Below are 17,547 nucleotides of genomic sequence, written 5' to 3' on the forward strand. Positions count from 1 at the left end.
CGCCACGGCGCGGGGAGCGCCGCCTCAGCGGCCGCTCACGAGGAGCGGCTCCCCCTCGGCCCCGAGCAGCGACAGCGGGAAGACCTGCGCTCCGGCCAGCACGTCGCGGCAATAGAGCTCCACGTCGGGGCCGCGCAGCGGCAAGGCCGCGAGCTCGTCCAGCGTGACCCAGCGCGCCTCGAGCGAGTGCTCGTCCGGCTGGCTCTTCGGGGGCGTGGCGTCCCGGGGGCGCGCGAGGAAGATCACCCGGAAGCGCGCCTGCCAGGGGCCCGGGCTGTGCTCGATGCGCAGGATGCCCTCCAGCTCCACCGGGACGCCGGTCTCCTCGAGCGCCTCGCGCCGCGCCGCGTCCGCGAACGTCTCCCCGGGCTCGACGCGGCCCGCCGGCAGATACCAGAGCTGGTCGTGCTTGCGCTCGTGCACGAGGAGGAACCGGTTCCGGTGCCTCACCAGCACCACGGCGAAGCACCAGGTCGGGATGGCCGTGCGCGACATGATCGAACCTGCGACAGCTTACCCGGGGGCGCCGTTCGCCAGAAGGGGGGATGCGAGGATCACCCCGGCGCCGCGCCAGCCGGAGCCGCAGGCCCGGGGGGCTCGCTCGGCACCGCGAACGCGGCGACGGTGAGCACCGCCATGAGGGCGCCGAACACGAGGAGCCCCATGAACAAGGCGATCCCGGCGTGCAGCGCCACGGTGGCGACGACCCAGGGCAGCCGGGTGCGGCGCGGCCAGATCAGGAAGCCATAGCCGATCTCCACGAGCAGCACCGTCCACCCGGCGACCGCCGCGAGCCAGGGGGCGCCGGCGAGCCACGAGAGGTCGAACTGCCGGTATTCCGGCAACATGACCGAACGCCAGATCGCCTCGCCGTCCCACCATGACTCGCCCGCTGCTTTTCCCAGCCCGCTGACGAGGTAAGCGAACGAGAGGTGCAGCTGCGCCACGCGCAACCCGAGCCGGGCTGCCGGCGTGGGCCCGCCCCGCGCGCGCCCGAGCCGGCGATCCATGGAGAAGGCGGCCTCCGAGGGCATCCAGAGGAGATAGAAGAGAAAGATGGTGGCGAAGCTGTCCGCGCCATAGACGGTGGAGCTCGCCGTCGCCACCAGCATCAGGTGGGTGAGCCACGCCAGGAAGGCCGCGGCCCTCGTGCACCAACCGACCAGGAGCGCGACGAGGGCCACCACGTAGATCACCCCCGTGCCCAGGATGACCGGATCCTCCCCGATCCCGAGCGGGGCGAGGAGCTCCACCGCCCAGCCGATGCGCGGCAGATCGGCCCTCGCGAACACGTCGCGCAGAGGCCCCTGGAGGATCCCGGACCGGCCGTAGAGCTCGAAGAGCGCGGGCGCGACGAGCGCCGCTTGAAGCAAGAGCACGGCCGCGAGCCCGATGCGGAGGGCCGCGAGCGGCGCCGCCGAGGCCGGCGCCAGCGCGAAGCGCTCGATCGCGCGGAGGACGCGCGCGGGCTCGCCGCCTGCGGCCGCCCCGCGGACGCCGATCGAAGGGTCCTTCACCGCGCGCCCCCGCTCGCCTCTCGCGAGGTCCGGAGCTTCGAGCGGATCACGAACTTCGCCTCGTACTGCAGGTTCCAGCTGGACCGCTTCCCCTCCCGGTACTCCCGCATCGACGGCAGATCGCACGTCTCCAGTCGGACGAGGACGCTCTCGGCCGCGGGGTGCCTCGCCAGCACCTTGCCCGCCCACGAGGCAGCGATCGAGCGCTGGATCGCCGGATCCTCCACGTTCAAGAAAGGCGTGATGAGGTTCAGTATCCGGATCTCCGTCTCGCGGCTGGCGCCCGACTCGAGGGCGTCGGTGAGGGTCGGGCCGCCGGCACCCGAGACGTGAAAGCTGGCCCTGGGCAGCGGGGTGATGCTGTCCGCGAAGAAGGCATAACCGCTCTCGGCCCCGGAGAGCGCGCCGTGAACCGCGAGCGCCCGCGCCAGCCAACCGTCTCCCTCGGGATGGATCTGGAGAGCCCCCATGACGACGAGGCCTAGATGGCCCACGACGGCGACCAGGGCTGCGGCGTGACTCCGGCTGTTCCGCTTTCCCTCCATGCCGCTCCCTCCGGGTGTGCCCGCCTGCGAGCGCCCGCGAACCTGACCGACGAGAGCGAGACGGGGAGAGAGCCGCCCGTCCCGCGCCCCTGCCGCGGCGCCGGCGCCCTCAGCGATCCGCCCTGCCCCCCCCTCGGGCGTCCGCCGGCCGAGGGGGCGAGGCCCCCATCGGACCGCCGCCGGTCATGTCACCGCCAGTGCCCGTACCAGAGACCATGCCAATGACCATGCCAGTGACCATGCCAGTGACCATGCCAGTGACCATGCCAGTAACCGTGCCAGTGACCATGCCAGTAACCATGCCAGTAACCGTGCCAGGGCCTGTACCAATGACCATACCAGAACGCGTACCAGGGCCGCTGGCGTGCAGGACGAGCGTCGGCTGCATCCGCGGCGACGGGAGCTCGTGTCTCCGCCACGAGGACGAGCTCCTCGACGGGCGTCGTGGGTGCGGCCGAGGCGAGCTGCGCTGCCCCGAGGCATGCGAGCGGCGCGGCCAGCATGCCGATGATGTTGATGCGCTTCATGTTCATCCCCCCGTGTGAAGGCTGCTCATGACGAGCGCCGAGCATGGCCGAACGTCCTCAACACCCATGCAAGCCGCACGCCCCGGCTGCATCCGGCGAACGGTCGTCGCTTCCGCGATCTCGGGGTGACAATCACGACAAAGCGGAGCTCACGCACCTTGCTCGGCGCGCGCGCCGCTCGGGCCCCCGAGGGCGCGGCTCGACGCCGGCCGGCGACGGCAGATCCTGCGCTATTCCTGCGCTATTCCTGCGCTATTCCTGCGCTACTCCTGCCAAAGAACGCCGAGCTCGATCTCCACGGCGTCGAACGGCGCCGCGCGCACGGTGACGTCACCCTCCCACACGCCCACGCGCGCGAACCGCCCACCGTCGCTGCGGTAGACCTCCAGGAGCCGGAGCCGCGGGTCGATCAGCCAGTAGTGCGCCACGAGCTCGCGCGCGTAGATTTCCATCTTGTCGCGGCGATCGAGCGCCTCGGTGGACGGCGAGATCACCTCGCACACCCAGTCGGGCGCGAGGAAGATCGCCGCGTTCCGCATCGGGATCTGCGGCATCCGGTCGCGGCGCCACGCGGCGATGTCGGGGATCACGATGTCCGGATCGGTGCCGAGGTGCAGCTCGGGCTCGACCAGCAGCGCCCACCGGCCAGGCCCCTTGATGCCCCGACGAAATGGCAGGTACAGCTCGCCCGCGAGCACCGACGTCACGTTGCGGGAGGACACGGAGGGACGCGGCGTCGCGTGGAGGACGCCGTTCAGGACCTCCGCCACCTGGTTCGGCGGCGTGTCAAGCACATCCTGGTACGTGGCGCGACGGGCGCAATCGGACATGGTCGGATGTTAGCATGCACGCCGCGCGCGGCGGCTCGCCCGGCGAAAATCCGTGAGCAGCCCCCCTCCGATCGCCGCGGGTTCGTTGTAGATTCCGCCGCCATGAGCGAAGCAGCCCCCTCCCCCACGCAACGCCCCCGTCCGCTCGTCCTCTGCATCCTCGATGGATTCGGCGAGCGCGAAGAAAAGGACCAGAACGCGATCGCCCTCGCGGCGATGCCGAACCTCGACGCGATCAAGCGCGACTCCGAGAAGACGCTGATCGGGACGAGCGGCCCGGACGTCGGGCTCCCGGTGGGGCAGATGGGCAACAGCGAGGTCGGCCACCTGAACTTCGGCGCGGGGAGGATCGCGCTGATGGACATCTCGCGCATCGACGTCGCGATCGCCGAGAACAAGCTCGGCTCGAACGAGATCATCGACCGGACGTTCCGGATCGCGCAGGACCGCAAGTGCCGGGTGCACCTCTTCGGGCTCGTCTCCGACGGCGGCGTCCACTCGTCGCTCGACCACTTCCTCGCGCTGATCAAGCTCGCGAAGTTCCACGAGGTGCCCCTCGTCCTGCACGCGTTCCTCGACGGCCGCGACACGCCGCCGAAGAGCGCGTGGGGCTACGTCGAGAAGATCGAGGAGGCGCTCCAGGGCATCGGCGTCATCGGCACCATCTCGGGCCGGTACTACGCCATGGACCGCGACAAGCGCTGGGACCGCGTCATGAAGGCCTACACCGCGATCGTGCGCGGCGACGCGCCGCGGGCCGACACGGCGTTCGACGCGATCCAGCAGTCGTACGCGGCCGGCAAGACGGACGAGTTCGTCGAGCCCGTCCGCATCGGCGACTATAACGGCATCAAGGGCGACTTCGTGGCCGACTTCGCCTCGCAGGAGCCCCGCTGGGAGTGGCAGGGTGAGGAGGTCGGCCTCTCCGTCAACTTCAGGCCCGACCGCATGCGCGAGATCTCGGCGATGCTCACGCGGCGGAACCTGCCGGCCGAGGTGCTGGAGCTCCTCTCGGACCGCGGCAAGCCGGTCTTCGCCTTCCAGGAGAACTGTTACAGCGGCATGACCGAGTACGACGCGGCGCTGAAGCTGCCGGTCGCGTTCCCGAAGGACGAGGTGACCGAGTCGTTCCCCGAGGTGATCGCCCGCGCCGGGCTCACGCAGCTCCGGTGCGCGGAGACCGAGAAGTACGCGCACGTCACGTACTTCTTCAACGGCGGCCGCGAGGAGACGTTCCCGGGCGAGGACAGGAAGCTCGTGCCCTCGCCGCGCGACGTCGCCACCTACGACAAGAAGCCGGAGATGAGCGCGGCGGGCGTCGCGAACGAGGTCGTGGCCGCGATCAAGAGCGGCAAGTACGACTTCATCCTGGTGAACTTCGCGAACCCGGACATGGTCGGGCACACCGGCATCCTCGAGGCCGCCATCCACGCCAACGAGGCGGTCGACAAGGGGCTCGGCGCCATCGGGGACGCCGTGCGCGAGGCCGGCGGTGCGCTGATAATCACCGCGGACCACGGCAACTGCGAGCAGATGAAGGACGAGCACGGCAACCCGCACACCGCCCACACGCTCAACCCGGTGCCGCTCTACTACCTGAACAAGAACGACCCCGGCATCGTGCTCCGGTCCGGCGGCCGCATCTGCGACGTGGCGCCGACGATGCTCGAGATCCTCGGCCTCCCGCAGCCGGCGGCGATGACGGGGCGCACGCTCCGCGTCCGACAGCGGTAAGTGGGCGCCGACCAGAGGCAGCTCGGCCCGTACATCCTGCGCGAGGCCGTCTCGTCGCGGGCGCTCACCGTGACGTACCGGGCCGAGCACGCGGGGCTCGGCCGGGCGGCGTTGATCAAGACGCTCAAGCCCACGGTGTCGGCCGCGAGCGCGTTCGCGGCCGGCCTCGAGCGCGAGGCGAAGATCCTCGCGCGCATCCGGCACCCCAACATCATCGACATCCACGACTTCCAGCGCGACGAGGACCGGATATGGCTCGTGCTGGAGCCGCTCTCGGGGCCGACGCTCGCGGCCCTGTGCGCCCGCGCTGGCCGCCTCGACGAGGGCGCCGCGGCGGCCATCGCGCTGGAGATCGCGCGCGGCCTCGGGCACGCGCACGAGCGGGGCGTCGTGCACCGCGAGCTGCGCCCCGAGCGCGTCATCGTCACGACCGCGGGCGGGGTGAAGATCCTGGAGTTCGCGGCGGCGTCCGACGGCCGGCTCCCCTCGGTGCCAGAGCCGTTCGAGGGCAGCGACACGTTCGCGCGGCCCGACTACATGGCGCCGGAGCAGATCCTCGGGGCGGAGCCCGGGCCTCAGGCGGACGTGTTCGCGCTCGGCGTGGTGCTGTTCGAGATGCTCACCGGCGTGCGCCCGTTCGACGAGCCGAAGGCGGGGCCGGAGGATGCCAATCCTACGTCGAGCCGCGCGTCGAGCCGCGCGCCCGGCGCGCCGCGCGAGCGCGACGAGGACCGGTGGGCCGAGGGCAGGGCCGTCGCGCACCGGATCCGCAACGCGCCGCCGCAGCCGCTGCGGGGGCTCGTGCCCGACGTGTCGCGCGGCCTGGAGCGCGTGGTGCTCCGGTGCCTCGAGAAAGAACCGGAGCAGCGCTACGAGAGCGGCCGCGCCGTCGCGGACGCCCTGGCCGAGGAGCTCGCGGAGCGCGGCCATCCGCAGCCGCGCGCGCTCATCGCGAGGGCCCTCGCGGCGGCCAAGCTCGGCGGCGACGAGCCGCCGCCCGCGCAGGCGCCCTCCGCGCGCCCCGCGGCCGAGCATCGCAGCGCGCCGTCGCTCGCGCCCGACGTGGCGCGGCTCGTCGGCGTCTTCGCGCTGGTCGTCGCGGGCGGCGCGCTCATCGAGCTCGGCCTCCGCCAGCACGACGCCGCGGAGCCGCCCAGCGCCGAGGTCCAGCAACCCGGCGGGCGCTCGGAGGAGCGCGGCTACCTGAAGGTCCTCGCCAGGCCGTGGGCGGAGGTCGTCATCGATGGGGAGCTCATCGACGTGACGCCGATGGCGCGGGCGATCCCGCTCCAGGCCGGGCGGCACTACGTCACGTTCCGGCACCCGAACGCGCCCGAGGAGAAGCGCACGATCACCGTCTCCGAGGGGCAGACTGTCACGCTCGACGTGAGCATGCGGATCGATCGCAGCGCGATCGACGCAGGCGCGCCGCCGGTGGAGGACAGGGACGCGTCGCCCTGACGGCGACGCCGGCCGCGCCTACACGGCGCCGCCCGCCGCCCCCGCGCCGTTTGGGCCCCCCGCGCCGCCCTCGCCGCTCGCGCCGTTTGGGCCCCCCGCGCCGCCCTCGCCGCTCGCGCCGCCCGCGCCGTTTGGGCTCCCCGCGCCGCCCGCGCCTCCCTCGCCGCCCGCGCGGCGGCGGAGCGCCTCGAGCGCGAGGAGCGGCCGCTCCCGCTTCTCGTGAAGCTCGCCGAGGCACGCGCCGCTGCCGCGCTCGAGCGCGCGGCAGCAGTCGGGGCGCACCTCGTAGATCGAGCACAGGAAGCGGCCGTGCTCCGCGTCCAGCGTGAGCGCGGCGCAGCGGCCGTCCTCGATGCGCATGTAGCAGCGGTTGCCGATGAAGCGCGTGAGCCCCCGCGCGCGATCGTCCATGCGATCGTGGTCGCAGCCGAAGACCCGGACGTACTCCGGCAGGGCCGAGAAGCAGCAGGTGCCGCACGCGGTGCACTCGGGGACGACCGCGCCCCCCTCACCGCCCGCGCGCGCCGCCCGCTCGCCCTTGCGCGTCAGAGCCGGACCTCCACGTGCGTCCCGCGCTTCAGGTCGTCGAGCCACTTCTGCTTGGCCTTCGTCATGATCTCCGCCTGCAGCCGCTGGAAGACCTCCGGGCGAGCGGCCTCGAGCGTCGTGAAGCGGGACGGCTGGCGGCTCAGGAGCTTCATGACCACGAACGCGTCGCCCGCGCGCATCGGCCCGGTCACGCCGCCCGGCTCGATCGCCATCAGCGCGGCCTCGAGCTCCGGGGCCATCACCTCGCGCTGGCCGGTCGCCGCGGCCTGCGTCCCCTGCGGCGCGCGGACCCCGAGGTCGCCGCCCTCCTCGCGGGTCGCGGTGTCGTCCGAGAACTGCCGCGCGAGCGCCGCGAAATCCTCGCCGCCGCGCGCGCGCTCCGCGAGCGCCACGGCGAGCGCGCGGCGCTCCTCGACCGCCTCGGCGCTCGAGCCGGGCAGGACGCGCAGGACGATCCACGCCGGGTGGTAGTCGCGCCGCCGGCGCTCCTCGCGCACCAGCCGATCGAAGGCGGACCGCACGTCCTGCTCGGTGATGCGCACCCGGCCCTTCACCCGGAGCTGCAGCATCTTGCCCTCGAGGATCTGCCGGCGGATCTCGTCGCGGTACTCCTGCTCGGTGAGCCCCGAGCTCGCCCGCGCCGTCCGGAACAGCTCATCGACCGTCATCTGCTCCGCGGCCGCGATGTTCCGGAAGGCGTTCTCGATCTCCTCGGAGGTCACGCGGATATTGGCCTTCTCGGCGGCCTGGCCCTCGAGCTCCTCGTCCACCATCTTCTGGAGGAGATCGCGGAAGACCTGCGATTCGGCCGCCGCCTGCTGCGCGCCCGGCGGAACGCGGGCCTGGATCTGCAGCAGGAAGGGGCGAGCCCGCTGCCGCAGATCCGAGAGCAGGATGGCGCGATCGCCGACGACGGCGACGATCCGCTCGCTCACGACCGCGTGGGCGAGCGGCGAGGCGAAGGCGGCGGCGGCGACGAGCCCGGCGAGGGCGAGGCGGAGCGAAACACGCATCGCGCGCCTCTACCACTGGGCCCCAGGCGGTTCCACGCGTTTCCGGCCCCGCGCGGCCCGGATGGATCAGCCGGAGCCGGGGTACACCGTCCGACGGGAGGCGCGCTCGCGGACGGCCTCGCGCGCGAGCGCATCGGCGCGCTCGTTGAGCAGCACGCCCGCGTGCCCCGGCACATACACGAGGCGCGCGCGAGGCCGCGCGGCGAGCGCGCCGCGCAGCGAGGCGATGAGCTCGGCGTTCGCCTTCGCCTTCCACCCCTTCTGGAGCACGCCGATCGAGTACTGGCTGTCCGTGTGGATGACGATGGGCCGCCCCGGCTCGTCCACCTCCTCGAGCGAGCGGAGGATGGCCGTCAGCTCGGCGATGTTGTTGGTCGCGGTGCCGAGGAACTCGCTGCGCTCGATCCGCCGGCCGCCGTCGATGATCACCACGCCGAGCCCCGCGGGCCCCGGGTTCCCCGAGCACGCGCCGTCTGCGTAGACGATGACAGCCCCTTCCGGGACGGGCGCCGCGCCGGCCTCCCCCCGCGCCGGCGCCTTGCGCTGCGCGCGCCCGGCCGGCGCCGGGGCGGCCGCGCCCCCCTCGGGCTGATCGCCGGCGCGCGCCTTCACGACCGCCTCCGCAGGCCCACAGGTGTCGTCGGGCAACACCTTCGGGTCGACCACGGTCAGGTTGTCGGCGCGCGCCTTGTACCTGCGGCCGTCGTGCGGCTTGTAGCGGATCTCGACGCCGCCGCCCTCCTCCGCGACCAGGGCGCCGGCGGCGTCGGCGCGAGCGTAGACGGTTTGACCTCGAAGCGATGCGCGGACCCAGGGCACGAGCGCACCCTGGCATGGATCGAAGGCCGCCGGTACGGGAGACCACGCCAGGCGAGCCCGGCCGATCGGGCCGGCCGGGCGCGGCCGCGCCTGCCCGCGCCCACCAGGGTTGCAGCCCTCGCGGCGCGCGCGGCGGACAGCGTGGCTGGCGGCGCGCGCGCGGCCGCGCCGCCCTGCGATCACGGGTCGATGCAGAGCGCGAGCGACCACGCGGTCAGCGTACCGGAGTCGGACCCGGCGTCGTCCCCGACCCGGAGCGTCCACGTGCCGTTCGCCGGCCCCGAGAGGAAGGCCGCGAACGACGACTCGGGGCGGAAGCAGCCGCGGAACGGCGCCATCGCTCCCGTGACCGCGGTCGCGCAGCCCATGTCGAAGACGGTCCTCCGGTAGTTGTCGCCGGAGCCGCCGTTGTCGCTCGACACATCGACCGTCGCGCCAGCCGGAGAGGTGAGCGAGATATCGAGATCTCCGTCGAACGAATGCACGATATCGAGCTCGAGCGTCACGCGCCGGATCGCGCCCCTCGAGACGACCGGGAGGACGCTTACAGCGACCGCGCGATCCGTGACGGTCTTGGGGATGTCCGTGGACGACTGCACCCACAGCACCTGCCCGGGCGAACACGCGCCGATGGCATCGTCGCAGCCGAGCGCGCAGTCCGGGTCGGCGCAGTCCGTCTCGCCGTCGAGGTCGTCGTCCGCCGCGTCGCTGCAGTTGCGCTCCTTGGAGTACGTGCACACGCTCGGCGTGCCCCGGCAGGTGTACCGCGCTTCCACGACGCAGGCCGCGCTGCAGCCGTCGCCGCTCGACGTGTTGGCGTCGTCGCAGCCCTCGACGCCGTCCCGCACGAAGCCGTCGCCGCACCTCGCGAGGCGACAGGTGATGGGACAGCCGTCGGCGCTGTCGGCGTCGCCGTCGTCGCACTCCTCGCCGGCCTGGATCACGCCGTCGCCGCAGCCGTCGAGCAGGCACCCTGGGCTGCAGCCGTCGCCCGCGTTCCGGTTCCCGTCGTCACACGCCTCGACGCCGGCACGGACGAACCCGTCCCCGCACACGGCGCGCGTGCAGCTCGTCGTGCAGGCGTCGGTGTTGCTCGCGTTTCCGTCGTCGCACGCCTCGACGCCCGCGCGGACGAACCCGTCCCCGCACGAGGCGGCGACGCACGTGGTGAGGCACGCGTCCGTGGTGCTCGTATTGCCGTCATCACACGCCTCGGCGGCGGCGTTGACCACGCCGTCGCCGCAGACCGGTGCGGCGCAGGTGCCTGCCGAGCCGCACACGTGGCTCAGGCAATCGCGCCCGACGGCGCAGCGCATTCCGGCGGCGCACCCGACGCACGCGGGGCCGCCGCAGTCGATATCGGTCTCCGCCCCGTTCCGGGCGATGTCGGTGCACGACGGGAGGCACGTCGTCCCCGAACAGCGGCCGCCCAGGCAGTCGCCGTCCGCGGCGCACGCCTTGCCGGTGGCGCAAGGCGAGCACGCCGGTCCGCCGCAGTCGACGTCGGTCTCCGCCCCGTTCGTCGCGCCGTCGGTGCACGACGACGCGCGGCACCTGCCGTCCGCGCAGATCCCGCTCCGGCAGTCCGCGCCGGTGAGGCAGGCCTCGAGATCCGCGCACGGCACGCAATCCGAGCCGCCGCAGTCGACGCCGGTCTCGGCGCCGTTCATCGCGCCGTCACCGCAATCGGGCGCGACACAGCTGTTCTCGACGCAGATGTTGCTCAGGCAATCACCGGCGACGAGACACTCGACACAAGCGCCGTTCCCATCACAATAGCGCGCTCCGATCGCGTCGGGCCGGCCGCACTCCGTGGTCGCCGGCGCCGGGAGGTTCTTCGGCGCCCCGGCGACGCACACGTCGGCCGAGCACGGGTCTCCGTCGGAGAAGGTGTCTTGGTCGTCGTCGAGCTCGATCACGGCGCCATGCCCATCGCAGACGCGCGCCTTGCAGTCGCCCAGGACCTGCTCGCCCGCGGGCTTTCCCCGCGGCGCGGCGTCGAGGGCGCACCGGCCGCCTTCGCAGGTGCGCAGCTGGCACGCGCCGTCGACCCCGGGGCAGTCCGCGGCCGTGACGCAAGGCGCTCCGCCTCCGCCGCCTTCGCCTCCGCCGTCCTCGCCGCCTCCGCCGTTCCCGCCGTTCCCGCCGTCGCCAGCCTCCGGCCCCGGCGCCTGCCGGGGACGAGCGCAGTCGACCGCTGTCAAAGCAGCAGCGATGACGAGCGGCGACAGAACCTTCGTGAACGGAGCGCTTCTGAGGAGGTCCGCTCGCACTGACACCTCGATTCCTCCGCTTCTGGCGGGAACGGCGACGTCCCCTCAAGGCTCGATCCGAGCCTGACGGACGCGCAGGCGGTCGATCATCGGCGCACTAGACTGATATGGAATCGAGAGGACGCCAGCAGCCAAACGGATCGGGAGAGCCCCTATTGCGACGCGCGGCGCCCGCAGCGCGCCGGGGGGCCGTCCGAGCATCCCCCCTGTTCCCCGGTTTTCTTGGCGCCCTCGGCGGCTTGGCGGTTCACTTCCCCGCCCGACTTCCCGCAGTAGAGCTAGTTCCGCCCGTCAGAGGTATGGCCAGGGATCTGGCGAGAGATTTCAACGCAAAGGCGCAAAGGCGCAAAGGCGCAAAGGCGCAAAGGCGCAAAAAAAGAACAAATCTGGGTCGATCCGAGCGCGAAGCTCACGGTCGTCGTCCCGACCAACACCGCCTTCGCCGGCATGGTGGGCGAGCTTCCCGACGCCGCTCGGCGCGCGGTCTACGGCCCCGCGCAGCCGTGATGTTCGTCCCCGGGCTCGGGACGCGAGGCGTTGGCCGCTGCGAGCTGCGCATACAGCGCGGCGTACTCCGCCATGATCGCCCTGCTCGCATAGCGGCGCACGGCGCGCCGGCGCGCGGCCTCGCCGAGCTGCGCCCGCAGGGAAGGGTCGTCGCGCAAGGAGCGGAGCGCGCCCCGCAGCGCGCCCTCGTCTCCCGGCGCCACCAGGAGGGCCACCCGACCGCCCTCGCCCTGGATCACCTCCGGCACCGCGCCGACCGGCGTGACGACGCAGGGCAGGCCGCTGGCCATCGCCTCCAGCAACGCGTTGGGCATCCCCTCGCCATGGCTCGGTAGGCAGAAGACGTCCGCGTCGCGGTAGACCGCGGGCATCGCGTCTTCGGGCACGTCGCCGAGCAGGCTCAGGCGGCCCTGCCGCTCGAGCTCCGCGAGCGCCTCGTCGAGGCGGCGGGACGGGCCGGCAGCGCCGCCTGCGTCGCGAGGCCCCGCCAGCGCGAGGGTCAGGCCCTCGACCGCCAGCACGGCCCGCGCGAGCTCCAGGACCCCCTTCTGCGGCGTGACGAGCCCCGCGAAGAGAACCCGCAGCGGCTGGCCGGGCGAGCGCGGCGCGGCGGCAGCGGGGTGGAAGCCGCCGGTGTCGACCGGGTTGGCGATCCGGAGGACGCGGCCCCCTGGAACCAAGGCCTGCACGTAACACCGCAGCTCCTCCGAGAGCGTGATGACGGCTGCGGCGCGGCCCAGCACGGCGCGCACGGCCTGCCGAGCCGGCCAAGGCAGGGCCCGATGCCAGGCGATGATCTGCGGCGACAGGCGCAGGTGGAGCACGGCCGGCACCCCCGCGCGACGGCACAGCTCCACCGCGAGGCCGTCGCGCGCGGTCGCCCAGAACAGTGTTGTGCACAGATGAACGACATCCGGCCGGCGTCGCGCGAGCAGCCGGTGAAGCGCCGCCAGCGCTTCGCCCGCGCGGATCACGCGCGCGGGGCGAAGCCTGCTCACGGGATCGATCGAGGCGCCTCGGGGCGAGGTGTCGATGACGTCCGCCTCGACGCCCGCCGCTGCCGCCGCGTCGAGGTAATTCCGCATCCACCGCGTGATTCCGCCGGTGGGCGGCGGGAGGGGGCCCCAGAGCGCGACGCGCATGTCCCTAGAAGCGCGCGTCGGCCTCGATCTGGGCCCAGCGCTCGCGGAACCACGCCACGGTGCGCGCGAGCCCCTCGCGCAGGCCCGTCTGCGCCTCGAAGCCGAGGACGCGACGGGCCTTGTCGGTGGACGCGACCCGACGGAGCTGCGTATCCCACGCCCGGCGCTCGACGAACCGGACGCCGGCGCGGTTGCCCGTCATCTCGTTGATGGCTCTCGCGACGTCGAGGATGGCGATCTCCTCGCCCGACGCCAGGTTGAACGCCTCGCCCGAGGCGGCCGCCGCGGTGCCCGCCCGGAGAAATCCATCGACGATGTCGCCCACGTAGGTGAACGAGCGGGTCTCCTCTCCCGTCCCGGTGATCGGCAGCGGCTCGCCGCGCAGGGCCCAGTAGACGAAGTTGGGGATCACATTGCGGTATCGGCCAGGGACCTCGCCCGGACCATACGAGTTGAAGGGGCGGACCCGCACGGTGCTCAGCCCGTCGTGGCCAGCCGAATGACCGCAAAAATAATTGCAATAGAGCTCGCCGAGCAGCTTGGTGGCCTGGTAAGGCGTGTGGACGTCGAGCGCGAGGTGCTCCTCGTGGACGGGCCGCGGCGGGTCGCTGCCGTAGGGCGCGCACCCGGACGAGGCGAAGACGACGCGCTGCGCCCCGCTGCGCTGCGCGTGCTGCAGCACCCGCAACGTGCCGAGGCCGTTGACCTCGAGATCGCGCTCCGGGTTGTCCACCGAGTTCTGGTTCGCGAACAGCGCGGCGAGGTGGAAGACATGCGATGGTTGCTCGCGAAACACCGCCGCGAGCAAGCCGTCATCAACGACGCTCCCCTCCACGAAGCGCACGTTGCGCCGCGCCGGGATGCCCCAGCGGGAGGAGGAAGAGAGGTCGTCCACCACGATCACCTCCGCGCCCGCGTCGGCCAGAGCCGCCGTGAGCGCGCCGCCGATCGCGCCCGCCCCACCGGTCACGATGATCCGCCGATCCTTGTAACCCTGCATGATGCTCACCGCTGTGTCTGTCGTTTCGCCCAAGAAACGTTGCTCACCGCAATGCCCCGGTGCATTGCGTCCTCAGGTACCCCCAGCCTCGCGCCGGCGCCCGAGGGCGCCGGCGTCCTCACGACAATGCTTCACCCGCTGCGCGCGCGAAGATCTCCTCATAACGACGCACGAGCGGCTCTCGCGTGAACCAGCGAAGGAAATAGAGCCGGCCGGCCTCCCCCATCGCGCGCCGCGCCTCCGGCGTCATGCCGTGCAACCGCCGCACGGCGTCCGCGAGCGCCGCCGGGTCCTCGGGCTCACAGGCGAGCCCCGCCCCGCTGTTGCGCACCAGATCCGCCGGATCCCCGCCCGCCGCGACGAGCACCGGCCTGGCGGCGGCCATGTAGGCCGGGATCTTCGAGGGGATCGTGATCTCGAAGCGCGGATCGCGCCGGAGGTGCGAGAGCGCCACGTCGGCCAGCGCGAAGAAATGCGGCATGCGCTCATGAGGTTGCTGGCCGATGAAGACGACGTTCGAGAGGGCCCGCGCCTCAGCCTCGCGCCGGAGCCTGAGCGCGTCGTTCCCGTCCCCGACCATCACGAACCGCACGTCGGTGAGGTCGCGCAGCCGATCGGCCGCGTCGAGCACGCTGGAGAGGGCCTGGGCAGGGCCCATGTTGCCGGCGAAGAGGACGACGAACCGCCCCGACAACCCGTGCTCCGCTGCGAGCTGCGGGTCGGGCTCCACCGGCCTGTAGATCCGATCGTCGGCCCAGTTCGGGATCAGGTGCACCTTGTCTGTCGAGACGCCTCTGCGGGAGAGCGCGCGCTCGAGCCCCGGGCTGATGACGGTGATCGCCGCGGCGCGCCGGAAGAGGGCGCGGTTCACGCGATCGATGCCAGCGAACACGAGCCTGCTGTCGAGCATGCCCGAGGCCGCCGCGGTCTCGGGCCACAGGTCCTGGACCTCATAGACCCACGGTATCCGGCGGAGCGCGGCGAGCCAGGAGGCGGCGAGGGCGTGGCTCGGTGGGGGATTGTGGACCCAGGCGACGTCCGCCGGCCCGGAGAGGGCGGTCCCGAGCAGCGCGGTCGAGGCAGCGAAGCTCGCGTAGTTGAGCGTCCGCCGCACGCGCGATCGGCTGTGATCGGGGTAGGTCGGGAGGCGTATCACCCTGGTGCCGCTCGCGTGCTCCACGTCCCAGAGGCGCTGTCGGTACCCTGGATAAGTGCGGCCATGCGGGTAGTTCGGGAACGCGGTCACCACCGTCACCTGGTGCCCGCGCTCGGCCAGCGCCTCCGCGAGCAGATGGGGGCGCGCGATCGGCTCGGGGTGATACCACTGCGACAGGAGGAGAATCTTCACTTACCGCGCTTCGATGCACCGGCGCTCGCGGACATTCACGCGATCCACGGTGGGCGGCGCCGAAACGTCGCGGCGGGGTACGACGGGCGGCGCTCGCCTCGATGGGACGGGCGACCATCACGCCTCGACAGCATCACGAGGGGCGGCTGGCGCCACGGTGATGACGCTGGCGCCGCGGGTCGCGCCAGACGGCTGAGACGCGCGCGCCGGGAGCGGTTCGAGCAACGCTGCGAAGATGCACCCCCGGCGGAGCCGCCGTCTCGTCAGTACTCGACGTCCTGCTTGAAGACGAGCTCCGAGGACGGCGACTCGGGATTGGCGGCCTTCTCGAGGCTGATGACGAGCTCGAACCGGGTGAGCGGCACGCTCACGTCCTTGAGCTTGCCGGTGCGGGCGTCGGGGTCGAAGGTGAGCGCGCCGATCCGCTGCCAGGGCGAGTCGCTGTCCGGGCGCGCCCAGACGACGTAGGCGGCGCCGCTCGAGTCGAGGCGATCGGGCGGCGGGAGGTCCTTCGCGTTGATGTCGAGGCGGGTCATGGCCGCGTCGAAGTTGACGTCGGCGATGATCACGGCGTCCGCGCCCGGCGCCTTCCCGATGCCCTGCGGCGTGTAGCGCAGCGGGCCGCCGCAGCCCGCCATCAGCGCGCACGCAAACGCCACGACAGCGAGCCGCAGCACCCTGGAAACATGTCCTCTCATCTCGGTAGCTCCTCCTTCGTCCCTCTGCTGCGGGCGTAGACGCCTCGCGAGCCGCCAGCACCGGCCGGCGGCCGAAACAGCCGCGGCATCATAGCCGCTTTCGGCCACGCCGACGGCGCTCGACGCAGCGGGAGGCGGCCTTTCCCGCCGGGCGTGCTCGACGCGCCGGAAACCCCGCCGCCTCGCGCGCCCGCCCGGCGAGGCGCCGCCCGCGAGCGCAGCGCGCGCCCCCGGCGTCGGGGAACGGCGCGGCTCGGACGGATCGCATGGCGGAGCGCCGCCCATCGACTAAAGTCTCGAAATCGAGATGGATTTGGCACACACACGGCTCGGAGCTCGGGGCGATCGCTGGTCGACCGGGCGGGGAGTCCTCGATGTTCGAACGCCCGCGTCCGACGTCGTGACGAGGCGCCTCGAGGGGTACGCGTCGCTCGATCTCATCGAGCCGGCGATCAGGCACCTGGAGACCCTCGTCGAGGCGGGCGTGCACCCGGTCGTGTTCGACGATTTCGAGCTCGGCACCGGCTATGACAGCGACGTCCGGGCCAGGCTCACGGCGTGGCACCTCCGGAACCCCGGCAAGCTGAAGGAGGTCCATATCCTCGTGCGGCCAGGGCTCGTCGCCATGGGCGTCACGGTCGCCAACCTCGCCACGGGCGGCCGCTTCAACGTGTACACCGACCGCTCCGCGTTCGAATGGGCGCTCGCGGGCGTGCTGACGACGAGGATCACGGCGGGGCCCGCCTCGTCGGTCCGCGCGCCGTCCCTGCGCTGACGAGCGCACCCGGCGGCGTGCGCGCGGGCTCGCGCGCCGTCGGCCCGAGCTCAGGGGTGCTGAACGGCCCCGTTCGCCGGAGCACCCCTGGCGCCGAGCGTGATCTCGCTCATCCGCTCCGGGTGCTTCCCTTCGATGCCCTCGTAGTGACGGCAGATCGCCGCCATGTCGGCCTCGATGTTGCCCGTCGGGTGGAACACCTGGAGGATCCCGCCCCGCTTGCGGGGGAAGTCGAGGTATCCGAGGAGGATCGGGACGCCGGCGCCGAGCGCGACGTAGTAGAAGCCCGTCTTCCAGCGCTTCGTGCGCGAGCGCGTGCCCTCGGGCGCGACGATCAGGATGAGCTCGTCGCGCTCCTTCAGCACGTCGACCACGGCCGCGACGAGGTTGTTCCGGTCGCGGCGGTCGACGGGGACGCCGCCGAGCCACTTGAAGAAGAAGCCGAACGGCGGCTCGAAGAGCGTGTGCTTGCCGAGCCAGGAGAACTCGAGGTCGAGCACGTAGCTGACCGCGAGCGTGAACGGGAAATCCCAGTTCGAGGTGTGGGGCGCCGCGATGATCACCGCCTTCGACGGGAGCTCCGTCATGCCCTCCACGCGCCAGCCGAACACGGACAACCAGGTGCGGCCGACGAACCGGCGAACGGCGCGGCGCGCGGCGGAAAAACGTGGAGCGGGTGCGTTCGGCATGGAGGACCTCGACGGTAAGCAGCCGGAGGTTCGTCGCTGCCCGGGTGGAAGTCACGTCACCTTTCCGTCATCCCGCGCCGCGGCTCGCGCGCATGGGAAGCATGGCGCGATGAGCGCGTC

At 72.4% G+C, this 17,547-nt stretch carries 17 protein-coding genes; 3 read left to right on the top strand and 14 right to left on the bottom strand.

Annotated features, from left to right (window positions below; translation table 11 throughout):
* Positions 1-24: 24 nt before the first annotated feature.
* The 5 genes from ACSRUE_RS43105 to ACSRUE_RS43125 form a co-directional block, all read right to left on the bottom strand.
* Entirely contained in the window at positions 25-495 is a 471-nt protein-coding gene (locus ACSRUE_RS43105; RefSeq protein ID WP_437761282.1) for an NUDIX domain-containing protein, read from the bottom strand.
* Positions 496-554: 59 nt separating this feature from the next.
* Positions 555-1,517, bottom strand: a complete 963-nt coding sequence (locus ACSRUE_RS43110; protein ID WP_441288644.1) for an HTTM domain-containing protein — start codon at positions 1,515-1,517, stop codon at positions 555-557.
* On the bottom strand, positions 1,514-1,987 hold the full coding sequence (locus ACSRUE_RS43115; protein WP_441288645.1) for a hypothetical protein: 474 nt from the start codon (positions 1,985-1,987) through the stop codon (positions 1,514-1,516). Before ACSRUE_RS43115 ends, ACSRUE_RS43110 begins: the two co-directional genes overlap by 4 nt.
* A 263-nt stretch (positions 1,988-2,250) precedes the next feature.
* Positions 2,251-2,589, bottom strand: a complete 339-nt coding sequence (locus ACSRUE_RS43120) for a hypothetical protein (RefSeq protein ID WP_441288646.1) — start codon at positions 2,587-2,589, stop codon at positions 2,251-2,253.
* A gap of 263 nt (positions 2,590-2,852) precedes the next feature.
* Complete coding sequence (locus ACSRUE_RS43125; RefSeq protein ID WP_441288647.1) at positions 2,853-3,419, bottom strand: Uma2 family endonuclease; 567 nt, start codon at positions 3,417-3,419, stop codon at positions 2,853-2,855.
* A 102-nt stretch (positions 3,420-3,521) separates the two neighbouring features.
* On the opposite strand from ACSRUE_RS43125, the gene gpmI reads away from it, so the two are divergent.
* Positions 3,522-5,153, top strand: a complete 1,632-nt coding sequence (gene gpmI / locus ACSRUE_RS43130) for a 2,3-bisphosphoglycerate-independent phosphoglycerate mutase (RefSeq protein ID WP_441288648.1) — start codon at positions 3,522-3,524, stop codon at positions 5,151-5,153.
* Positions 5,154-6,614 carry a serine/threonine protein kinase gene (locus tag ACSRUE_RS43135; RefSeq protein WP_441288649.1) on the top strand — a complete coding sequence of 487 codons (1,461 nt, stop codon included), beginning with the start codon at positions 5,154-5,156 and terminating at the stop codon, positions 6,612-6,614.
* A gap of 18 nt (positions 6,615-6,632) precedes the next feature.
* Here the strand turns inward: ACSRUE_RS43135 and ACSRUE_RS43140 are convergent, their stop codons facing one another.
* From ACSRUE_RS43140 to ACSRUE_RS43175, 8 genes are all read right to left on the bottom strand, one after another.
* Positions 6,633-7,208, bottom strand: coding sequence for a YkgJ family cysteine cluster protein (locus tag ACSRUE_RS43140; RefSeq protein WP_441288650.1), 576 nt, complete (start codon positions 7,206-7,208; stop codon positions 6,633-6,635).
* Positions 7,160-8,176: a peptidylprolyl isomerase gene (locus tag ACSRUE_RS43145; protein ID WP_441288651.1), complete on the bottom strand. Its 1,017-nt coding sequence runs from the start codon at positions 8,174-8,176 to the stop codon at positions 7,160-7,162. The genes ACSRUE_RS43140 and ACSRUE_RS43145 overlap by 49 nt, the downstream gene beginning before the upstream one ends.
* 66 nt (positions 8,177-8,242) lie before the next feature.
* The gene (locus ACSRUE_RS43150) at positions 8,243-8,995 is read right to left on the bottom strand and encodes a ribonuclease HI (RefSeq protein WP_441288652.1); all 753 of its coding nucleotides are present in this window, start codon (positions 8,993-8,995) and stop codon (positions 8,243-8,245) included.
* Positions 8,996-9,174: 179 nt separating this feature from the next.
* The gene (locus ACSRUE_RS43155) at positions 9,175-11,199 is read right to left on the bottom strand and encodes a DUF4215 domain-containing protein (protein WP_441288653.1); all 2,025 of its coding nucleotides are present in this window, start codon (positions 11,197-11,199) and stop codon (positions 9,175-9,177) included.
* A gap of 554 nt (positions 11,200-11,753) precedes the next feature.
* Entirely contained in the window at positions 11,754-12,860 is a 1,107-nt protein-coding gene (locus ACSRUE_RS43160; protein ID WP_441288654.1) for a glycosyltransferase family 4 protein, read from the bottom strand.
* A gap of 61 nt (positions 12,861-12,921) precedes the next feature.
* The gene (locus tag ACSRUE_RS43165; protein WP_441288655.1) at positions 12,922-13,917 is read right to left on the bottom strand and encodes an NAD-dependent epimerase/dehydratase family protein; all 996 of its coding nucleotides are present in this window, start codon (positions 13,915-13,917) and stop codon (positions 12,922-12,924) included.
* 118 nt (positions 13,918-14,035) lie between these two features.
* Positions 14,036-15,265 carry a glycosyltransferase family 4 protein gene (locus tag ACSRUE_RS43170; protein ID WP_441288656.1) on the bottom strand — a complete coding sequence of 410 codons (1,230 nt, stop codon included), beginning with the start codon at positions 15,263-15,265 and terminating at the stop codon, positions 14,036-14,038.
* A 263-nt stretch (positions 15,266-15,528) separates the two neighbouring features.
* Positions 15,529-15,963: a hypothetical protein gene (locus ACSRUE_RS43175; RefSeq protein ID WP_437761295.1), complete on the bottom strand. Its 435-nt coding sequence runs from the start codon at positions 15,961-15,963 to the stop codon at positions 15,529-15,531.
* 307 nt (positions 15,964-16,270) lie between these two features.
* Between ACSRUE_RS43175 and ACSRUE_RS43180 the strand changes: the two genes are divergently transcribed.
* A complete protein-coding gene (locus ACSRUE_RS43180) occupies positions 16,271-16,738 on the top strand; it encodes a hypothetical protein (protein WP_437867452.1) in 468 nt (155 codons plus the stop codon).
* A gap of 50 nt (positions 16,739-16,788) precedes the next feature.
* Here ACSRUE_RS43180 and ACSRUE_RS43185 read toward each other — a convergent pair whose 3' ends face one another.
* Entirely contained in the window at positions 16,789-17,427 is a 639-nt protein-coding gene (locus tag ACSRUE_RS43185) for a lysophospholipid acyltransferase family protein (RefSeq protein WP_441288657.1), read from the bottom strand.
* Positions 17,428-17,547 lie beyond the last annotated feature (120 nt).

The sequence above is a fragment of the Sorangium sp. KYC3313 genome, from assembly GCF_052075895.1.
GTDB classification, from domain to species: domain Bacteria; phylum Myxococcota_A; class Polyangia; order Polyangiales; family Polyangiaceae; genus Sorangium; species Sorangium cellulosum_B.

What these genes read in the sequence shown, in the direction of transcription:
- ACSRUE_RS43105 (WP_437761282.1), bottom strand. Translation starts at nt 495, where the DNA reads ATGTCGCGCACGGCCATCCCGACCTGGTGCTTCGCCGTGGTGCTGGTG.
- ACSRUE_RS43115 (WP_441288645.1), bottom strand. Translation starts at nt 1,987, where the DNA reads ATGGGGGCTCTCCAGATCCATCCCGAGGGAGACGGTTGGCTGGCGCGG.
- ACSRUE_RS43120 (WP_441288646.1), bottom strand. Translation starts at nt 2,589, where the DNA reads ATGAAGCGCATCAACATCATCGGCATGCTGGCCGCGCCGCTCGCATGC.
- ACSRUE_RS43125 (WP_441288647.1), bottom strand. Translation starts at nt 3,419, where the DNA reads ATGTCCGATTGCGCCCGTCGCGCCACGTACCAGGATGTGCTTGACACG.
- gpmI (WP_441288648.1), top strand. Translation starts at nt 3,522, where the DNA reads ATGAGCGAAGCAGCCCCCTCCCCCACGCAACGCCCCCGTCCGCTCGTC.
- ACSRUE_RS43145 (WP_441288651.1), bottom strand. Translation starts at nt 8,176, where the DNA reads ATGCGTGTTTCGCTCCGCCTCGCCCTCGCCGGGCTCGTCGCCGCCGCC.
- ACSRUE_RS43160 (WP_441288654.1), bottom strand. Translation starts at nt 12,860, where the DNA reads ATGCGGAATTACCTCGACGCGGCGGCAGCGGCGGGCGTCGAGGCGGAC.
- ACSRUE_RS43165 (WP_441288655.1), bottom strand. Translation starts at nt 13,917, where the DNA reads ATGCAGGGTTACAAGGATCGGCGGATCATCGTGACCGGTGGGGCGGGC.
- ACSRUE_RS43175 (WP_437761295.1), bottom strand. Translation starts at nt 15,963, where the DNA reads ATGAGAGGACATGTTTCCAGGGTGCTGCGGCTCGCTGTCGTGGCGTTT.
- ACSRUE_RS43180 (WP_437867452.1), top strand. Translation starts at nt 16,271, where the DNA reads ATGGATTTGGCACACACACGGCTCGGAGCTCGGGGCGATCGCTGGTCG.
- ACSRUE_RS43185 (WP_441288657.1), bottom strand. Translation starts at nt 17,427, where the DNA reads ATGCCGAACGCACCCGCTCCACGTTTTTCCGCCGCGCGCCGCGCCGTT.